Here is an 18,044-nt window from a genome sequence, read left to right on the forward strand (position 1 = left end):
TCGCGCCCCGCGCTACTCGACCGGAACCGGGCGCGTCTTGCCCTCTTCATCGATTGCCACGAAGGTGAAGACCGCCTCCGTCACCTTCTCGCGCGCGCCAATCCTGTCGCGCAGCACCCAGGCCTCGATGGCGACCCCCATCGAGCTGGTCCCGACCCGCGCGATATGGGTATAGATGCAGAGCACATCGCCCACACGGACCGGCCGGATGAATTTCATTGCATCGACGGCGATCGTGGCCACGCGCCCCTGTGCCCGCTGCCCGGCCGCCATGCCCGCCGCGATATCCATCTGCGCCAGCACCCAGCCACCGAAGATATCGCCGCTCACATTCACATCGGCCGGCATGGCCAGCGTTCGCAAGGCCAGCTCGCCATGGGGCTCCTCGGTTTCGGTCATGTATCCTCCTGTCCTCACAGCTTAACGGGGCTTGTGGGCACGCGCCCGAACGACCCCGATCACGCCAATCCCATAGAACACGAGGTTTGCCGTCACTCCGCTCATGCGGAGACGTTCCCCGTCGCCTCGCCAAGGTTGAACGCCGCCGCGATCAACTCCCGCGTGTAGTCGGTTTTCGGTGCATGGAAGATATCCTGCGCGGTGCCGCTCTCGACGATATCGCCCTGCTTCATGACGATCACCTTGTGCGACAGCGCCCGAACCACGCGCAGATCGTGGCTGATGAACAGATAGGCCAACCCGTGCTTCTTCTGCAGCCGCCGCAGCAGCTCCACGATCTGTACCTGAACCGTCATGTCCAGCGCCGAGGTCGGCTCGTCCAGCACCACCAGCCGTGGCTCCAGGATCATCGCCCGTGCGATGGCGACCCGCTGCCGTTGCCCGCCAGAAAACTCGTGCGGGTAGCGATGCATCATTGCCGGGTCGAGCCCGACCTCCTCCATGATATCCGCCACCATTTCCCGTTTCGACCGCTGGCGGTCGATGCGATGCACACCCAGCCCCTCGGCAATGATCTGCTCCACCGTCATCCGCGGGCTGAGGCTGCCATAGGGGTCCTGGAACACGATCTGCATATGCCGGCGCAGGTCGCGCAGGCTGCGCTGCGGCCGCCCCTGCACATTCTCGCCCATGAAAACGACAGGGCCTTCGCTCGCAATCAGTCGCATGATGGCCAGCGCAAGCGTGGTCTTTCCCGAGCCACTCTCGCCCACGATGCCAAGCGTCTCGCCTGCCCGGACCGATAGCGTTGCGTCGTTGACGGCCTTCACATGCCCCACGGTCTTGCGCAGGAAACCCCGCTGGATCGGGAACCAGATCCGCAACGCATCGGTCGAGACCACCACTTCCGGATCGCCCTCCACCGGCGCCATCACGCCCTTCGGCTCTGCCTCCAGAAGCGTTCTGGTGTAGTCATGCCGCGGATTGGCGAAAATCTCTGCTGTCGGCCCGGTCTCGACGATCTCGCCATCCTTCATCACACAGACCCGGTCGGCGATCTTGCGCACGATCCCGAGGTCATGGGTGATGAAGAGCAGGCTCATCTGCTCGGTTCGCTTCAGCTCCGCCAACAGCTCGAGGATCTGCGCCTGGATCGTCACATCGAGCGCCGTGGTCGGCTCATCCGCAATCAGTAGCTCCGGACCGTTCGCCAGCGCCATGGCAATCATCACGCGCTGCCGCTGCCCGCCCGAAAGCTGGTGCGGATAGGCGCCAAGCCGGCTCTCCGGGTCGCGTATCCCCACCTTGTGCAGCAGCTCGAGAACCCGCGCCCGCGCCGCATCGCCCGTAAGCCCCTGGTGCAGCGTGATCGATTCCACCAACTGCCGCTCCAGCGTGTGCAGCGGGTTCAGCGAAGTCATCGGCTCCTGGAAGATGAAGCTGACATCGTTCCCGCGAACCTCCATTAGCTCCGTCTCGGAGGCGCCCACCATCTGCTTGCCCTTGTAATCGATGGAACCGGTGATGGTCGCGTTCTCGCCAAGCAGAGACACGGTGGAGAGCGCGGTCACCGATTTTCCGGAACCGGATTCCCCCACGATCGCCACGGTCTCTCCTTCGCCCACCTCGAAGGAAACGCCCTTGACGGCGGGCATGTCGCGCCCGTCCTGCCGAAAGGAGACCTTGAGATCGCGAACCTTGAGGATGCTCTTTCCGAAACTCATTGGAAGGTCTTCCTCGGATCGAACGCATCCCGCACACCTTCAAAGATGAAGACCAACAGCGAGAGCATGATTGCGAAAACGAAGAACGCCGTGAAGCCAAGCCAGGGCGCCTGAAGGTTCTGCTTCGCCTGAAGCGTCAACTCGCCCAGCGACGGCGCCGAGGATGGCAGGCCGAAGCCAAGGAAATCGAGCGAGGCCAGCGTGCCGATGGTCGCCGTGACGATGAAGGGCAGCATTGTCAGCGTCGCCACCATCGCGTTGGGCAGCATGTGGCGGAACATGATCTTCCAGTTGGACACGCCGAGCGCCTTGGCCGCACGCACATATTCGAGGTTGCGCGCCCGCAGGAACTCCGCCCGCACCACGCCCACCAGCGCGGGCCAACCGAACAGCACCGTGAGGAAGACAAGCAGCCAGAAACTTCGTCCCAATATCGCGAACATGATGATGATGATGTAGAGCGAGGGCGTGCTCACCCAGATCTCGATGAAGCGTTGGAACACGAGGTCGATCCAGCCGCCGAAATAGCCCTGAACCGCGCCCGCGATGATGCCGATGATCGACGAGGTCACCGTGACGATCAGCGTGAACAGGATCGACAGCCGGAAGCCGTAGATCACCCGCGCCAGCACGTCCCGCGTCGCGTCATCCGTTCCCAGCCAATGCTCGGAATCGGGCGGTGACGGGGCCGGCTGGCCGAGCGTGTTGGGCGTGTTGTAGCTGTAGGGCACCGGCGGCCAGAGCATCCAGCCCTTGACTACCTCCTCGCCATTCACCTCCGTCGCCCCGCCCTCGACCTGGGCAATGATCTCTTCTGGCGCGTCGAAACAGTCGACGATGCCGCCCGTCACGATCAGGCATTGCACCTCGACATCGCGATAAACTGCCTCGGTCGGGAAATCGCCGCCAAAAGCCGTCTCCGGGTAGAATTTCTGGATCGGGAAATGCAGCTCGCCGCGATAGCTCACCAGCATCGGTTTGTCATTGGCGATGAACTCGGCAAAGAGCGAGGCCACGAAGATCACCGAGAAGATGATCAGCGACCAATAGGCCCGCCGATTGCGCTTGAAGTTCCGCCAGCGGCGCTGGTTGAGCGGCGACAGGCTGAAGAAGCCCCGTTTCGGTTCGGCGGCCTCGGCGCGGGAGATGGCTTGATTGCTCATGTCACACCTGCCGGCTCTCGAAATCGATCCGCGGATCGACGAGCACATACATCATGTCCGACAGGATCCCGACCAGCAGCCCGATCAGCCCGAACACGTAGAGCGTACCGAAGACCACCGGGTAGTCCCGCGCCACCGCCGCCTCGAAGCCGAGCCGCCCCAAACCGTCGAGCGAGAAGATCGTCTCGATGATGATCGAGGCCCCGAAAAACACCGACAGGAACGCGGCCGGAAATCCCGCGATCACGATCAGCATCGCGTTGCGGAACACGTGGCCATAGAGCACACGGCTCTCCGACAGCCCCTTCGCCTTGGCCGTGATCACGTATTGCTTCTTGATCTCGTCGAGGAAGGAATTCTTGGTCAGCAGCGTGAGCGTCGCAAAGCTGGAAATAGTCGAGGCCAGCACCGGCAGCGTGATGTGCCAGAAATAGTCCCCGATCTTCTCCAATGTCGTCATCTGGTCGAACCCGTCCGAGACCAGCCCGCGCAGCGGGAAGATCTGCCAATAGGAGCCACCCGCGAAGAGCACCAGAAGCAGGATGGCGAACAGGAACCCTGGGATCGCATAAGCAACGATGATGAAACCGGAGGTCCAGGTATCGAAGGGCGAGCCGTCCTTCACCGCCTTGCGAATGCCCAGCGGGATCGAGACGATATAGGCGATCAGCGTCGACCAGAGGCCGAGCGTGATCGAGACCGGCATCTTCTCGATCACGAGATCGACCACCGAGATCGAGCGGAAATAGCTCTCGCCGAAATCGAACCGCAGGTAATTGCCCATCAGGATGCCGAAACGTTCGACAATGCCGATGGTCTCCTTCTCGCACAGGGGATCGTCCAGAGTGGGCGTGCCCTCGAACCCCTCCGCACAGACCACTCGGGCAAAGCCCATATCGACTTCCAGCTCGTCGAGGAAATCCTGCGGCAAGCCGCGCGCGCCAAGATAACGGTCGTCGGAGCCTTCGCCCGCACCGCTTCCAGCGTCCGCGCCCCCGGCAATGCCTTCGAACACGTCGCCTTCGCCCTGAACCTGGGCAATGATCTGTTCGATCGGCCCGCCGGGCACGAACTGCGTCAGGGTGAAATTGATCAGCATGATTCCGAACAGAGTCGGAATGATCAGCAGCAATCGCCGGAGAATATAGGCGCCCATGGAGGTGCTCTTACCTGCCCGTTGTTATCGCAGCACGCCGGCTGCCTTCAGCTTTTCGGCCTTTTCGGCGTTATACCACCAGAAATCCAGATTGCCGAGCGCATAGGGCGGCAATGGATCGGGGTGTTCGTACATGTCGAAATAGGCGACCGTGTGCTTGTCCTTGTACCATTGCGGCACCCAGAAACGGTAGGCACGCAGCACCCGGTCGAGCGCACGCACGCCGGTCTCCATATCCTCCTGGGTCTCGGCGGCGATGATATGCTCGATCAGCGCGTCCACGGCTTCCGACTTCAGGCCCATCGCGTTGAAAACACTCGTGTCCGCCGTCTCGGAGCCGAAATACTGCTTCAGCCCGGCACCCGGGATATATCCCATCGGGAACTGATCGGTCACGATGTCGAAGTCATAGGAACGCTCGCGGTTCGTGGCCTCGGCCTGATCGACGCGGCTGTGAACGGCATCGATGCCGGCGCGGCGCAGGTTCTCGACATAGGGGTTGATGACCCGGTCGAAGGTCTGGCTGTCGTTGAGGAACTCGACCTTCAGCGTCTTGCCGTCCTTGGAACGCATCCCGTCAGGACCGACTTCCCAGCCCGCCTCGTCCAGCAGGGCAAGTGCCTTGCGCAGGTTTCCGCGATCAAGCTGGCGCGGCCCGGACACCGGCGCCATCGGCGGCTCCTGGTCGAGCACGCCTTCGGGCAACTTGTCCTTGAGCGGCTCCAGCAGCGCGCGTTCCGCCTCCGACGGCAGACCGGTCGCGGCCAGGTCCGAGTTCTCCCAGAAGGAGTTGACCCGCTCGTAGAGGCCATAGAAGAGTTGCTCGTTCGACCACTCGAAATTGAACATCAGCCCGATGGCCTCGCGCACCTTCGGGTCCTGGAACTGCGGCCGGCGCATGTTCATCACGAAGCTCTGTCCAGTGGCAATCGTGCCGTCATGCAACTCCGCCTTGATCACATCGCCATTCGCGAGCGCCGGAAAATCATAGCTCGTAGCCCATGTCTTTGAGCTGGCCTCGTTGCGGAAATGGTACGCCCCTGCCTTGAAGCCCTCGAAGGCGGCAACGTAGTCGCCGAAATATTCCAGCCGAATGGAATCGAAATTGTGCCGTCCGATATTTTGCGGCAGGTCCTTGCCCCAGTAATCGGGGTTGCGCTTGTAGACCGCGCGCTTGCCGACATCGAGCTGGTCGGGGACGTAAGGACCAGAGCCAAGGAACGGCGTCATGGAGTTCTCTTCCAGATCCAGCCCGTTGGCCTCGTAATGCGCCTTGGAAAAGACCGGCAGCCCGCCCACCGTCTGGATCAGGTCCCGCTTGGGCTGGTCCTCGGGGAAGACAAATCGGATGCGGCGGTCGTCCAGCACCTCGGCACTTTCGACCTGCTGGCTCAGAACCGCGCGGAAACTCGGCAGGCCCTTCTCGCGGAAGAGCTCATAGGAAAACAGAACATCCTCGGCCGTCAGCGGCGAGCCGTCGGAAAAGCGGACCTGCTCGCGCAGGGTAAAGATCACTTCGCTGCGGTCCTCGGGATATTCGATGGTCTCGGCCAGAAGCCCGTAATCTGAGCCGATCTCGTCGGCCACCCCTTCGAGCAAGGTCTCGTAGGGGGCCGCGGCCAGCCGCTCGCCCCGACCCTTGATCGTGTAGGGGTTCATCGAATCATACCCGCCAAAGGCCCAGACCGACATCTCCCCGCCCTTGGGCGCGTCCGGGTTGACGTAGTCGAGATGCGGGAAACCCGCCTGGTATTTCAGCTCTCCCGGAAAGGTCGAGATCCCGTGCGACGAGATCCAGCCCTCCGGCGCGGCATTGGCAAAACTCGAAGCGGCCAAGAGGGAAACAGCGGAGAGAAGGGAGCAGGCTCCCATCCGAAGCGATCCAAGCGCAGGCAGTAGCGTCATCGGGAAATCCTTCGCGCGTCTGACAATATCCATCGGCCACAAGCTAGAGAGCAGGCCCGAAAGGAACAAGGCGAGATTGCGTGAACGCTCGTGATCGCGCGCGAGGGCTCAGAAGCGGCCGGGACCGCGCCGGTTCACCAACTGCGGATAGGGGGGCAGATTCGGCTGCAAACGGACGGCCTCCGCATATGCCGCTTCGAGTTCCTCGGCCGCGCGTTCGAAATCCACCAGCAGAAGCTCGTCGCCGGAGACAACCGCGTCCTCCTCCAGCCGGCGCAACCGGATGATTTCGCTCTGCACCGCCTGTATGGCCATCACGAGGGCCCAACCGCCGACTTCCGCCATCTTCCGCTTTTCCTTCCGCTTCAGCCGCTCGCCGCGAGCTGGATCTGGCGGACAATCGCATTTCGGGCCAACCCGTCAAGCGCAGCCCGATAGGCCTGAAGCGTCATCCGGTTGCGCGGAACGATCATGTGGAGCTTGCCCTGCAAGGCCCCGCTCCGATTGCGCCTGACCCCTCCTGTCGTTTCGATGACAAGGCAATCGGGCAGTTCGGTTCCCTCGGGAACCTCAAAATACTGCCAGCCGACGTGACCGTACCACCCCGCGACATCGAACAGGACCGTTCCGCCATCGGTGTCGGCCATGCAGTCCTGGTCGATACAGTAGACGGTCATCTCCGCACGGCGGGTCCATTCCCGTCCACGGCGGTCGATATGGGTTTCCGCCTCGCATCGCGGATAGAGAACACCAAGAACCGTTCTTTCCGTGGCCGGTTCGAGATCGGCCATGAAAGTACCGTCGATGATCGCCCTGAACAGGTCGTTATGCGTCCGAGCCACCTGTTGTCCCTCCGCCGTGACACGTCAAAGGCTACACAGTGCAAGCCCGACCGGTCAACGTCGCTACATTGCCGCTACAAGACAGACAGCCGGAAAGGAAACAGCCCCCCGGAAGCGCGCTTCCGGAGGGCTGCAAATTCCTGTCGCGGCGTCTTGCCGGATCAGCCTTCGGGATTCTCCAGGAAGGCGATGATATTGGCGCGATCCTCGGGTTTCTTGAAACCAGCAAAGGACATCTTGTTGCCGGGGGCATAGCTCTTCGGGTTCTCGAGGAAGCCGTTGAGGTTTTCCGGCGTCCAGACATCGGCAACTTCGGCAAGAGCGCCCGAATAGCCACCGAAGCTGTCGACTGCCTGCACCGGGCGGTTCACGACCTGGTAGAGGGTCGGGCCGGTGGCATTGGCGCCATCTTCGAGCTTGTGGCAGGCTTGGCACTTCTTGAAAAGCTTGGCGCCATCGGCCACGTCCGCACTGGCCATCAGCGTCGCGAAATCAACCGGTGCGGCTTCTTCTTCGGCAGCGCCACCACCTTCGCCAGTGTCGATTACATAGGCCTGGGCATGCTCGTCGCCGTGACCGCCGCCCCCCGTGCTATAGAGGCCACCGGCCGCCCAACCGGCAAGGAGGAATACCAGCAGCGAACCACAAACGGCGCCGACGGTCTTTGTAAGGGTCATCGTGTCGAACATGTCGCATCCCGTAAAATGAACGTTTCGCGCATCTATCATGTTTCCACCCCTATGGTGCAAGTTGAACTTTGCCCAGCGACCCGCCAAAAAGTCGCATCATCTTGAATATGTCGGCGAAAAAACAATGACAGACCGTCCCCGTATCGCGTTCCAGGGAGAGCTTGGCGCCTATTCCCACCAGGCCTGCCACGATGCCCGGCCCGGCTACGAGCCCCTGCCCTGCCACAGCTTCGACGAAACGATCGAAGCCGTGCAATCCGGCGCCGCCGAACTGGCCATGCTGCCGGTGGAGAACACGACCTATGGGCGGGTTGCCGACATCCACCGCCTGCTGCCCGAGAGCGGCCTGCATATCGTGGACGAGGCATTCGTGCGGGTGCACATCTCGCTGATGGCGCTTCCGGGCGTGCATCTGGACGAGATCGAGCTTGTCCGCGCGCATCTGGTTCTGCTGCCGCAATCGCGGGGCTTCCTCAACCAGCTTGGAATTCGCGGTGAGGCCGCCGCCGACAGCGCGGGAGCCGCGGCCGACATTGCCAAGCACGGGCTGAGGAACGTGGGCGCGCTGGCCTCGGACCTTGCCGCGGAGACCTATGGCCTCAACATCCTGGCCCGCCATATCGAGGACCGCGACCACAACACGACCCGTTTCCTCATCATGTCGCGCGAACCGAACATGGAGCGCCGCGGTGCTTCGATGATGACGACCTTCGTCTTCCGCGTCCGCAACATCCCGGCCGCGCTCTACAAGGCGATGGGCGGCTTTGCCACCAATGGCGTCAACATGACCAAGCTGGAAAGCTACATGGTCGACGGCTCCTTCTCCGCCACGCAGTTCTACGCCGATATCCAAGGCCATCCGGATGACCGCTCGGTGCAACTCGCGCTCGAAGAGCTCGAGTATTTCACCGACCGGCTGGATATTCTCGGCGTCTACCCGGCGGATCCGCAGCGACCCTGAGCGTCGACCACTTGTCGCTGGCTTGAAACACGTCAAAGCGGAATGGTCCCGGTTCGGTTATAATTCATGTGCCCGTTTTTTGTTGAATGGAGGCACATCATGGGACCAGGAACCATCCGAATTCTAGCTGCGGGAGCTATTGCGCTTGCCTGCGCCATTCCCGTGACGGCGGCCGCAGATATGGCGGCTGACGAGGCGGCGATCCTTGACATCTGGTCGAGCTACAGCGCGGCGCGTGTTGCCGGAGACGCGGAGTCATGGCTGAACCTGTGGGACAAGGAGGGCATTCGCATGCCGCCTGGCGTCCCCGCCGTGGATTTCGCCACTTTCGCACCCGGAACGCCCGAGCGTTTTGCCAACGCACCGGCGTCCATGGAGATCAAGGCCGAGGAAGTCATGATCCTGGGCGACTACGCCTATTCGCGCGGAACCTTTACCGTGAACAACGCGGTCGAAGGGAAATTCCTGACGATCTTCCGTCGTCAAGAGGATGGCACGTGGCGCATCTATCGCGATGCTTTCAGCATGAATGCGGAATGACTCACGCGGAATGCAGGCACGGTTGACGCGGCGCTGCGGAACGCAATCTCCGGGAGGGGGCGCCGCGCAACCAACCAGCACGGACTTCCGAGAAATCCTCACTGGATTTGCGTCTGGGGGGGCGCGGGGAGGCAGGCCAGCAACGGGAACTTGATGCTGGCCCGCAGTTTCAACGTCATCTTCAAGAGCACGCGAACAGCGAGTCCTTTTCGTGCATTCAGAGCGTGATACGATAGGCCGCGAAGCCGTCCGCACCGTCGCCCGCGGCCTCGATCTTCACGCCCTTCACGTCGTCGAGATGCTCAGAAGCCGTCGGGCCGGTCTCAAAGATCACCGTCGTGCCGGCCATCGGCGCAAAGGACCAGTTCGCATCAGCCGTCGGGCTGATCGTGCCCTGTTCGACGATATAACGCACGATCACGTCGCGGTTGGTATCCGGCGCTTCGAGGATGATCGTATCGCCCTTGGCGCCCGGGAAATCTCCGCCACCGGAAGCACGGTAGTTGTTGGTGGCAATGACAAACTCCGCGTCATCGGCAATCGGCGCGCCGTTATAGGTGAGGTTGACGATCCGGCTGGCCTCCGGGTTCAGTTCCTCGCCCTTTGGGCCAAAACGAGAGGGCTGCGACAGATCGATCTGGTACTCGACCCCGTCGATCACGTCGAAATTGTACGACGGGAAGTCCGGGTTGAGCAGGATCGCATCCTGGGCGCCCGGCTCGACCTGGTTGAACATGCCCGCCGAACGCTCCAGCCACCCCTTGAGTTCGGCGCCGGTCACCTTCACCGCACGCACGGTGTTGGGATAGAGATAGAGGTCTGCCACGTTCTTGATCGCGACGTCGCCCACGGCGACATCCGTGTAGTATTCCGGACCGCCCCGACCGCCGGCCTTGAAGGGCGCGGCAGCGGACAGAAGCGGCAGGGCCGCATACTCGGTGCCCGCAAGCATCTGCTCCACATACCAGCGCTGCGCGATGGAGACGATCTGCACGGAGGGATCGTCGGCAACCAGCGCGAAATAGGAATGCAGCGGGGCGTCGGTCTTGCCCACGGCGCGGCGCACATAGGCCAGCGTCTCGTCATGCTCCTTCTGAACGGATGCCAGCACGGCGGCATCGTCTTCGGCCAGGGCCGTATAGGAGCGATCCTCGTTGCGCTTGGCGATCGGACGCGCCTCGCTGGTGAAATTCACCACTTTCCAAGCATTTCCGTCGCGCTCCAGCATCAGGTCGATCAGGCCCATATGCGAGCCCCAGAAGCCGGCCATCACGGCGGGCTTGCCATGGATCGAACCGGCCTGGACATCCACGGCCGGCAAGTCGGCATAGGCCGGCGAGGGGAAGACGAGGTGATGGTGACCGGCCATAACCGCATCGATGCCGTCAACGGCCGCGACGGGAACGGAGGCGTTCTCCATGCCCTCGGTATGCTCGGCCGAACCGATACCGGAATGCGAGAGCGCGACGATGATATCGGCGCCCTCCTCCCGCATCTGCGGAACGTAGGCCTGCGCCGCCTGAACGATATCGCGCGCCTGCACATTGCCTTCCAGATGGCGACGATCCCAGTTCATGATCTGCGGCGGCACGAAGCCGATGACGCCAACCTTGATCGGCGCCGTGGTGCCGTCACCAAGCGTCACCTCGCGGTCGAGGATCACGTAGGGCTTCAGCAGCGTCACGTCCTTGGTCGGATCGGCGCCCATTTCCTTGACGACGTTGGCGGACACCACCGGGAAATCGGCCCCGGCCAGCGATTTCATCAGGAAATCGAGGCCGTAATTGAACTCGTGATTGCCCAGCGTCGAGGCATCGAAGCCCACGGTATTCATCGCGGTGATCACCGGGTGCGTGTCGCCTTCCTTCATGCCGCGCTCATAGGCGATGTAATCGCCCATCGGGTTGCCCTGCAGGAAGTCACCATTGTCGAGCAGCATCGAGTTGGTGGCCTCGGCCCGAACCTCGTTGATCAGCGACGCCGTGCGCGACAGGCCCACCGTGTCGCGCGGCTTGTCCGAATAATAGTCATAGGGGAACACGTGGACGTGCAGGTCCGTGGTCTCCATGATCCGCAGATGCGCCTGGTTGCCGGCCGCGCGGGCCGAATAGGGGTGCAGAGCGATCATCGAGGCCCCGGCCATGCCGGTTGCAATGAAGCCGCGGCGGGAGATCTGGAAAGAAGGTTTTTGAGCCATGGGCGCACCTTTTCGGTAAATGTCATGTCGCGGAATAGGCCCGTCAGATCACACCAAGATGACCCCTGACGGGAAACGCGACTTAAACCAGTTTCGAAGCCCCGAAATCGTCTGGCTTGTAATGAGATGCCTCCCCGCATCCGAAACCGAAGCTCCCTGCGGGGAACATAGCACGCGCGGGCCGCCGCCCGAAACCCGGTCTGTCTTCGGATGGCGCGACGTCGTGAAGGTGCCCCCGGCCCTCCCCATCCCCGCTTCCGCCGACGGGGCGATTGCCTTGGCCGATCCGACATGCCAAGAGCCGGGCATAGCAGTGAATACGGAGGCAGGGATGAAGCTGGCGGAGACGGTGACTTTCGGCGGCGGCGGGCTCGACCGGTCGGCGGAGATCCGGGGCGATGACGCGAAGCTGGCGGAACTGGTTGCCGCACCAGAGGCCCGCATTCTGCCCATGTGGCGCGCCAAGCCCCATCTGCGCGGCGAGGAAACGCTGGAACTGGCCCCCGTCGCCCCCGGCCACCCAATGCTGGCGCATATGAAGGAGCCCCCGTTCTTCCTTGGCTTTCACGACAGCGAAGCTTGGTTCGTGGCCGACATCGCGGCCTGGACGCCCGAGGAGCAGGATCTCTCGACACTCGACAGTTTCGTGGATCAGTCCGAACAGCGCTATCCCGGTGCCGAAGACGACGCCCGCTTCGCCGAGCTGCGCCAGTCGATGATCCACCTTTCGCCCAAGGATGCCGAGCTTGCCGCCGCCGCGCGCGGCTTGCTGGAATGGCACCGCACGCACCCCTTCTGCGCGCGTTGCGGCGAGAAAAGTGCGCCGGCACAGGCCGGTTGGCAGCGCAATTGCCCCGCTTGCGGCGCACAACATTTCCCGCGCACGGACCCGGTGGTGATCATGCTCATCACCCATGGCAATTCGGTCCTGATGGGGCGTTCCCCGGCCTGGCCCGAAGGCATGTATTCCCTGCTGGCCGGTTTTATCGAACCGGGAGAGACGATCGAGGCCGCCGTGCGGCGCGAGGTGTTCGAGGAGGCCGGCGTGCGCGTCGGCACCGTCAGCTACCTCGCCTCCCAGCCATGGCCCTTTCCCGCATCCCTGATGCTGGGCTGCCGGGGCGAAGCGGTGACCGACGAAATCCAGATCGATCCGAAGGAGATCGAGGATGCCCGCTGGATCAGCCGCGAAGAGATGCTGTCGATCATGGCCGGCGAGCATCCGAGCATCTGGGGCGCCCGCCGTGGCGCCATCGCGCGGTTCCTGCTGGAAAACTGGCTTGCGGATCGGCTCGATTGACGAAAAGACATTCCTGCATAGCGAGATTGGACAGGTTTACAGATGAAGTTTTCGACCCGAGAAGACATCTCCGCCCCCATCGACAGCGTTTGGGAGACCGTTACCGATTTTCGCAGCTTCGAGCGCCGTGCGCTGCGAAACGGCATAGAGGTTGCACGCAAGGCCGATGATCAGGCCGGACTTGGCGCCGGATGGACCCTTGGCTTCGATTTTCGCGGCGCCCGACGTATGCTGGAGACCGAGGTGACGGGCTGCGAGCCGCCGAACACTCTGGAATTCACCGGCCATGTCGGCGGGCTGGACACCGTGTTGACCGTCGAACTGGTGGCGCTGTCGCAAAACGTGACCCGCGTGATGATCGGCCTTGAGGTCAAGCCCACGACGCTTGCTTCGCGGGTCATGGTTCAGACGGCGAAGCTGGCCAAGGGCAAGCTCGACAATCGCTTCAAGAAACAGGTGGGGAAATACGTCAAGCAGATCGCCGCTGCCTGACGAGGGCCAGCCTGACATGGGCCAGCGGCAAGGCGCTGGCCCATGATTCCATCAGGTCAGCCTTTCCCGAACGCGCCCACATGGTCCGGCATCTCGACCCCGTCGAGATTGCGCGGATCGGGCTCCGGCGGCAGGTATTCCGTCCGCGTCGGGATCACGCCGGCCCAGATCGGCAGGGCGTAATCCTCCTCGTCATCGACCGGCGGACCGGAGCGGACCTTGGCCGCACCCTCGTCGATCTCCATGCCGAACACGGCCGTTGCCTTGAGCTCCTGCTCGGTCATCGGGCGCAGCATGTCCCAGCGGCCGGGAAAGAAGCCGTCCACCATCTCCTTGAGCCGCGCCGTCTTGGTCTCCGGGTCTTCCACCTTGAAGGCGGTGCCGAAGAGCATGGCGGAGCGGAAATTCACCGAATGGTGCATGGCAGACCGCCCCAGCACCCATCCATCGAGGCACGTCACCGTCAGGCAGACCTCGTGGCCCAGCGTCTTCTTCAGCATCCGGCTGGCCGAGGACCCGTGCCAATAGACATGGTTGCCCTCCCGCCACTGGATCGTGGGCGTGGCAAAGGGCCTGCCATCGATCACGTAGCCGATGGTGCAGATCGGGTTGGCATCGAGAACGGCATAAAGCGAGGCCGCATCATAGGCGCCCCTTTCATGCGTGCGGCGCAGGCGGCTGCGCTCGGTGGGTTGCTGGATGTCATCCCGTGGCATGGTCGTGATCCTGATCCTGTATCGTTTTCAGGATGAAATAGCCCTTGGTTTGGATCTGAAAAATATCCAAAATACGAAAAATGAATAAGTCCAATTCTGAGACATCCTGGCTCTCTGTTTCGCTGGATCGAAACCTCGCGACACCGCTGCAGGCTCAGCTCTGCGATGCAATCCGCCGGCTTGTGCAATCCGGCCAGCTGGAATCCGGTGACCGCCTGCCGCCAAGCCGGGGGTTGGCCGAGGAATTGTCCGTCTCCCGGATCACCGTCGTGACGGCTTACGACCAGCTCGTTAGCGAAGGCTACCTGGTCGGGCAACGCGGGGCGGGGATGTTCGTCGCCCCGGAGCTGTCCGCCCTACCCCGCCCGCCACTGGAAACCGCGCCCGAGGAAGCTCCTCCGCCGTCGCACGCCCCGCGCCCCTTCGACACCGGCGCGCCGGACACTGCCAGTTTTCCGCATCGGCAATGGGCGAAGTTGTTGGATCAGGTCTGGCGCGCGCCCGATCCCGCGCTGATGAGCCGGCCCGACCCACTCGGCTGGTGGCCGCTGCGCGCGGCCATCGCGCAGCACCTGCGCGACTGGCGTGGCATCCAATGCACCCCTTCCCAGATCGTCATCACCTCGGGGCTTGGCGAGGCGGTCGCCCTGATCTCGGAAACCGTGCTGTCCACCGGCGACCGTGTCGGGATGGAAGAGCCGGGCCACGCCCCCCTGCGCGCCGCGTTCTCCGATTGCGGCTTGCAAGTTTACCCGCAGCCGGTCGACACGGAGGGACTCGATCCCGCGCACCTCACTCCCGGCCTGCGGGCAATCGCCGTCACCCCGTCCCGGCAATTCCCCCTCGGAATGACCCTGCCGCTCGCAAGACGCCTGCGCCTTCTGCAATGGGCAGCCAAATCGGGCGGGTGGATCCTGGAGGATGACTATGACGGCGAGTATCGCTATCGCGGCCAGCCCCTGCCGGCGATGATGAGCCTCGATGAGACCGGCTGCGTGATCTATGCGGGCAGCTTTTCCAAGGTGATGTTCCAGGGGATCCGCCTCGCTTATCTCGCCGTGCCCGCCGCGCTCGGCCCGCAATTGCAGGCCCGGATCGAACGGCGTGGCACACGGGCGAGCATTCTGGCCCAACCCGTGCTCGCCCGCTTCCTGCGGGACGGGCATTTCGCCACCCACCTGCGCCGGATGCGCCGCCTGTATGCCCATCGGCAAAAGGTCCTTCTGGATGCCATGGCAAACGACTGCCCCGACCTGCTCTCGGCCTCGGAGGAACCCTCCGGCATGCACCTCGTCGCCCGCCTGCGCCCCGCCCTTCTGGCCCGCATGAATGACGCGGAGGCCGCGCGGCACTGCCGGGCGGCTGGCCTGCATGTGCGCCCGCTCTCAGCCTTCTTTGCCGACACGCCGACACAGCAGGGACTGGTGCTCGGATTCGCGGGTTTCGACGACGACACGATCCGCAACGGGGTATGGGAAATGACGCGCGCGCTGCGCTCCTGAGCCGCGACACGGAGGCGTATTCGGCGGAGATTGTGTTTTTCGGAGACCGCCCCTATGGTCGCGCCGCGGTCGATTGGGCCGCGTCGTTCTCAGGGCGGGGTGGAACTCCCCACCGGCGGTAAGCGGTTCCCTCCGCAAGCCCGCGAGCGCCTCCCCTTGGGGAGGGTCAGCAGATCCGGTGCAACTCCGGAGCCGACGGTTAAAGTCCGGATGAAAGAGAACGGACAAACGCCGACCCTCGCGGGGGCGGCGACGTTGTCCTGTCTGCCTTGAGTCGTGCACGTACAGGAAAGGACAACGGCATGACTCGCATTATTGCATCCCTCGGCCCGGCTGCCGCCGGCGCTTTCTTCATGATATCCGCCGGCGCGCTATTCGCCGCCGTCAATACACTGCTCCAATACGGCGCGATGGTGCATGGCCTCCCATCGACCAAGCTGACCTTCTGGCAATACCTGATCGCGCTGCTCTTCTCACTTCCCTGGCTGTGGTCCAACGGCATCAAGGCCATGCGGACCAAATCGCTCGGCCTGCACCTGCTGCGTGTCGGTTTTGCCGTCGCGGGCGTGCAACTCTGGGCCGCGGGTCTCGCCCATGTGCCGATCTGGCAGGCCATCGCGCTGATCATGCTCTCGCCCATGTTCGTCACCCTCGGCGCAACCCATTTTCTCGCCGAGGAAACAACGCTTCAGCGTTGGGCCGCCGTTGCCGTCGGTTTTGGCGGCGGCATGTTGATCCTGGCGCCCTGGTCTGACGCCTTTACGCCATACGCCCTGTTGCCAGTGGCCGCAGCCGCGCTCTGGGCGAGCTCGTCGCTGGTCACCAAGAAGCTCACCGATACCGAATCCCCGGAGTCGCTGACCGTCTACCTGCTGTTGTTGCTGACACCGATCAACGCGCTGGTTGCCTGGGATGGCGGGCTCTCGCTCGATGTCGGGCCTTCGGGCCTGCTGCTGATCTGCACCGGGCTTCTGACCGCGCTGGCCCAATACGCGATCGCCCGCGCCTACAGCCTCGCGGACGCCGCCTATCTGCAGCCTTTCGACAACGTGAAGCTGCTCTTCAACGTCGTCCTCGGCGTTGCCGTCTTCGGCTTCTACCCGCAGGGCAGCCTCTGGATCGGCGCCGCGCTGATCATCGGGGCATCCTCCTGGTTGCTGTCTCAGGAAAGCGGGGGCCAGCGTCGCGCCGCCTGATCCGAGCGGCAGAGAATCAACCAAGCGGTCAAGAAATCCGGACAGAAAACTGCGCGATCTGCCCGGATTTTTTGCATTTACGCTCATTTCTTGTACATATTCCCGGGGCGGCACCTGTTGTCCCGGGCTTTCCCGGCTGCCGCCTCCCCAGTCTGAGCGAAACCACGCAGGCTCCGCTCAGAAATTGAACCAAGGAGGACGCGCGTGTTCCACCGCACCATTACAGCCATTTCTCTCGCCGTTTCACTGACGGCCGGCATTGCCAATGCCGAGACCATCAAGATGCCCTTTGCCCTCGACTGGAAATTCGAGGGGCCATCGGCCGCCTACTTCGCCGCCATCGACAACGGCCATTTCGAAGCAGCCGGGCTCGACGTCGAAGTCACCGCCGGCCAGGGCTCGCTGGACGCGATTCCGAAGGTCGCCACGGGTGCCTATCCGGTTGGCTTTGCCGATATCAACTCGCTGATCAAGTTCCTCGACCAGAACCCCGGCGCGCCGGTGACCGCGGTCATGATGATCTATGACAAGCCGCCTTTCGCCATTGTCGGGCGCAAGTCGCTCGGCGTCGAGGCGCCGAAGGACCTCGAAGGCAAGGTGCTGGGCGCACCGCCCCCCGATGGCGCATGGGCGCAGTTCCCGGCCTTTGCCGAAGCCGCCGGCATCGACACCAGCAAGGTCACCGTCGAGCCCGTCGGCTTCCCGACCCGCGAGCCGATGCTGGCCGAAGGCAAGGTCGCGGCCGTCACCGGCTTCTCCTTCTCGTCCTATCTCAACCTCGTGCGCCTTGGCGTCGAAGAGGCCGATATCTCGACCATCCTGATGGCCGATCACGGGCTGGAGCTTTACGGCAACGCGATCATCGTCAACACGGACTACGCCAAGGAGAACGCCGAGACGGTGAAGGGCTTCCTCGCCGCTGTCGCAGCCGGCTGGAAAGACGTGGCCGCAGACCCGGCCATGGGCGCGAAGGCCGTGATCGCGCGCAACCCGGCCGCCGACGAGGCGCTCGAACAGCGCCGCCTGGAGCTGTGCCTGGAGGCCAATGTCCTGACCGACTACGTCATGGAGAACGGCTTTGGCGGCATCGACGAGGCGCGCATGGCCGCGGGCATCGAGCAGCTGGCCAAGAATTACGAGTTCCAGAATGCCCCCGACGCGTCGCTCTATTTTGACGCTGCCTTCCTTCCCGAAGGGCTCTTCGCGCTGAAATGAGCCTATCTGGCGCGCCCAACCAACGGGCGCGCCATTACTTTCATGCC

General features: G+C 63.2%; 17 protein-coding genes and 1 riboswitch. Of the genes, 7 read left to right on the forward strand and 10 right to left on the reverse strand.

The window, feature by feature from the left end:
* Positions 1 to 12 precede the first annotated feature (12 nt).
* The 8 genes from AX756_RS19910 to AX756_RS19945 all read right to left on the reverse strand — a co-directional run bounded on the left by AX756_RS19910 (position 13) and on the right by AX756_RS19945 (position 7,878).
* The gene (locus AX756_RS19910; RefSeq protein WP_068316048.1) at positions 13 to 399 is read right to left on the reverse strand and encodes an acyl-CoA thioesterase; all 387 of its coding nucleotides are present in this window, start codon (positions 397 to 399) and stop codon (positions 13 to 15) included.
* A 101-nt stretch (positions 400 to 500) separates the two neighbouring features.
* Entirely contained in the window at positions 501 to 2,123 is a 1,623-nt protein-coding gene (locus AX756_RS19915) for an ABC transporter ATP-binding protein (protein WP_068316051.1), read from the reverse strand.
* Positions 2,120 to 3,286, reverse strand: coding sequence for an ABC transporter permease (locus tag AX756_RS19920; protein ID WP_068316054.1), 1,167 nt, complete (start codon positions 3,284 to 3,286; stop codon positions 2,120 to 2,122). The genes AX756_RS19915 and AX756_RS19920 overlap by 4 nt, the downstream gene beginning before the upstream one ends.
* A gap of 1 nt (position 3,287) precedes the next feature.
* Entirely contained in the window at positions 3,288 to 4,442 is a 1,155-nt protein-coding gene (locus AX756_RS19925; protein ID WP_068316057.1) for a microcin C ABC transporter permease YejB, read from the reverse strand.
* Positions 4,443 to 4,466: 24 nt separating this feature from the next.
* Positions 4,467 to 6,347 carry an extracellular solute-binding protein gene (locus tag AX756_RS19930; RefSeq protein ID WP_156461577.1) on the reverse strand — a complete coding sequence of 627 codons (1,881 nt, stop codon included), beginning with the start codon at positions 6,345 to 6,347 and terminating at the stop codon, positions 4,467 to 4,469.
* Positions 6,348 to 6,455: 108 nt separating this feature from the next.
* Positions 6,456 to 6,692, reverse strand: a complete 237-nt coding sequence (locus tag AX756_RS19935) for a hypothetical protein (RefSeq protein ID WP_068316061.1) — start codon at positions 6,690 to 6,692, stop codon at positions 6,456 to 6,458.
* Between the two features lie 20 nt (positions 6,693 to 6,712).
* Positions 6,713 to 7,189 carry a Tse2 family ADP-ribosyltransferase toxin gene (locus tag AX756_RS19940; protein ID WP_068316064.1) on the reverse strand — a complete coding sequence of 159 codons (477 nt, stop codon included), beginning with the start codon at positions 7,187 to 7,189 and terminating at the stop codon, positions 6,713 to 6,715.
* A 161-nt stretch (positions 7,190 to 7,350) separates the two neighbouring features.
* Positions 7,351 to 7,878: a c-type cytochrome gene (locus tag AX756_RS19945; protein WP_068316068.1), complete on the reverse strand. Its 528-nt coding sequence runs from the start codon at positions 7,876 to 7,878 to the stop codon at positions 7,351 to 7,353.
* A gap of 124 nt (positions 7,879 to 8,002) precedes the next feature.
* Here AX756_RS19945 and AX756_RS19950 point away from each other — a divergent pair, with 124 nt between their 5' ends.
* Positions 8,003 to 8,839, forward strand: a complete 837-nt coding sequence (locus AX756_RS19950; RefSeq protein ID WP_068316071.1) for a prephenate dehydratase — start codon at positions 8,003 to 8,005, stop codon at positions 8,837 to 8,839.
* A 99-nt stretch (positions 8,840 to 8,938) separates the two neighbouring features.
* Complete coding sequence (locus AX756_RS19955) at positions 8,939 to 9,379, forward strand: YybH family protein (RefSeq protein WP_163886988.1); 441 nt, start codon at positions 8,939 to 8,941, stop codon at positions 9,377 to 9,379.
* Between the two features lie 217 nt (positions 9,380 to 9,596).
* Here the strand turns inward: AX756_RS19955 and AX756_RS19960 are convergent, their stop codons facing one another.
* Complete coding sequence (locus AX756_RS19960; protein ID WP_068316079.1) at positions 9,597 to 11,576, reverse strand: bifunctional 2',3'-cyclic-nucleotide 2'-phosphodiesterase/3'-nucleotidase; 1,980 nt, start codon at positions 11,574 to 11,576, stop codon at positions 9,597 to 9,599.
* Between the two features lie 331 nt (positions 11,577 to 11,907).
* Between AX756_RS19960 and nudC the strand changes: the two genes are divergently transcribed.
* Both nudC and AX756_RS19970 read left to right on the forward strand, forming a co-directional pair.
* On the forward strand, positions 11,908 to 12,876 hold the full coding sequence (nudC, locus tag AX756_RS19965) for an NAD(+) diphosphatase (RefSeq protein ID WP_068316082.1): 969 nt from the start codon (positions 11,908 to 11,910) through the stop codon (positions 12,874 to 12,876).
* Between the two features lie 42 nt (positions 12,877 to 12,918).
* The gene (locus AX756_RS19970) at positions 12,919 to 13,368 is read left to right on the forward strand and encodes an SRPBCC family protein (RefSeq protein WP_068316085.1); all 450 of its coding nucleotides are present in this window, start codon (positions 12,919 to 12,921) and stop codon (positions 13,366 to 13,368) included.
* Positions 13,369 to 13,424: 56 nt separating this feature from the next.
* Here AX756_RS19970 and AX756_RS19975 read toward each other — a convergent pair whose 3' ends face one another.
* The gene (locus AX756_RS19975; RefSeq protein ID WP_068316088.1) at positions 13,425 to 14,084 is read right to left on the reverse strand and encodes a pyridoxamine 5'-phosphate oxidase family protein; all 660 of its coding nucleotides are present in this window, start codon (positions 14,082 to 14,084) and stop codon (positions 13,425 to 13,427) included.
* An 80-nt stretch (positions 14,085 to 14,164) separates the two neighbouring features.
* Between AX756_RS19975 and pdxR the strand changes: the two genes are divergently transcribed.
* The 3 genes from pdxR to AX756_RS19990 all read left to right on the forward strand — a co-directional run bounded on the left by pdxR (position 14,165) and on the right by AX756_RS19990 (position 17,997).
* Complete coding sequence (gene pdxR / locus AX756_RS19980; RefSeq protein ID WP_068316090.1) at positions 14,165 to 15,586, forward strand: MocR-like pyridoxine biosynthesis transcription factor PdxR; 1,422 nt, start codon at positions 14,165 to 14,167, stop codon at positions 15,584 to 15,586.
* Between the two features lie 81 nt (positions 15,587 to 15,667).
* Positions 15,668 to 15,812, forward strand: a riboswitch (FMN riboswitch).
* 76 nt (positions 15,813 to 15,888) lie between these two features.
* A complete protein-coding gene (locus AX756_RS19985; protein ID WP_068316094.1) occupies positions 15,889 to 16,782 on the forward strand; it encodes a DMT family transporter in 894 nt (297 codons plus the stop codon).
* A gap of 204 nt (positions 16,783 to 16,986) precedes the next feature.
* Positions 16,987 to 17,997 carry an ABC transporter substrate-binding protein gene (locus AX756_RS19990; protein WP_068316097.1) on the forward strand — a complete coding sequence of 337 codons (1,011 nt, stop codon included), beginning with the start codon at positions 16,987 to 16,989 and terminating at the stop codon, positions 17,995 to 17,997.
* Positions 17,998 to 18,044 lie beyond the last annotated feature (47 nt).

The organism is Aliiruegeria sabulilitoris (assembly GCF_001558155.1).
In the GTDB taxonomy this organism is placed as follows: Bacteria; Pseudomonadota; Alphaproteobacteria; order Rhodobacterales; family Rhodobacteraceae; genus Tropicimonas; species Tropicimonas sabulilitoris.

Coding starts and splice junctions, on each gene's coding strand:
- pdxR (WP_068316090.1), top strand. CDS start 14,165: ATGAATAAGTCCAATTCTGAGACATCCTGGCTCTCTGTTTCGCTGGAT.
- AX756_RS19930 (WP_156461577.1), bottom strand. CDS start 6,347: ATGACGCTACTGCCTGCGCTTGGATCGCTTCGGATGGGAGCCTGCTCC.
- AX756_RS19925 (WP_068316057.1), bottom strand. CDS start 4,442: ATGGGCGCCTATATTCTCCGGCGATTGCTGCTGATCATTCCGACTCTG.
- AX756_RS19950 (WP_068316071.1), top strand. CDS start 8,003: ATGACAGACCGTCCCCGTATCGCGTTCCAGGGAGAGCTTGGCGCCTAT.
- AX756_RS19975 (WP_068316088.1), bottom strand. CDS start 14,084: ATGCCACGGGATGACATCCAGCAACCCACCGAGCGCAGCCGCCTGCGC.
- AX756_RS19920 (WP_068316054.1), bottom strand. CDS start 3,286: ATGAGCAATCAAGCCATCTCCCGCGCCGAGGCCGCCGAACCGAAACGG.
- nudC (WP_068316082.1), top strand. CDS start 11,908: ATGAAGCTGGCGGAGACGGTGACTTTCGGCGGCGGCGGGCTCGACCGG.
- AX756_RS19970 (WP_068316085.1), top strand. CDS start 12,919: ATGAAGTTTTCGACCCGAGAAGACATCTCCGCCCCCATCGACAGCGTT.
- AX756_RS19955 (WP_163886988.1), top strand. CDS start 8,939: ATGGGACCAGGAACCATCCGAATTCTAGCTGCGGGAGCTATTGCGCTT.
- AX756_RS19935 (WP_068316061.1), bottom strand. CDS start 6,692: ATGGCGGAAGTCGGCGGTTGGGCCCTCGTGATGGCCATACAGGCGGTG.
- AX756_RS19915 (WP_068316051.1), bottom strand. CDS start 2,123: ATGAGTTTCGGAAAGAGCATCCTCAAGGTTCGCGATCTCAAGGTCTCC.
- AX756_RS19945 (WP_068316068.1), bottom strand. CDS start 7,878: ATGTTCGACACGATGACCCTTACAAAGACCGTCGGCGCCGTTTGTGGT.
- AX756_RS19960 (WP_068316079.1), bottom strand. CDS start 11,576: ATGGCTCAAAAACCTTCTTTCCAGATCTCCCGCCGCGGCTTCATTGCA.
- AX756_RS19910 (WP_068316048.1), bottom strand. CDS start 399: ATGACCGAAACCGAGGAGCCCCATGGCGAGCTGGCCTTGCGAACGCTG.
- AX756_RS19985 (WP_068316094.1), top strand. CDS start 15,889: ATGACTCGCATTATTGCATCCCTCGGCCCGGCTGCCGCCGGCGCTTTC.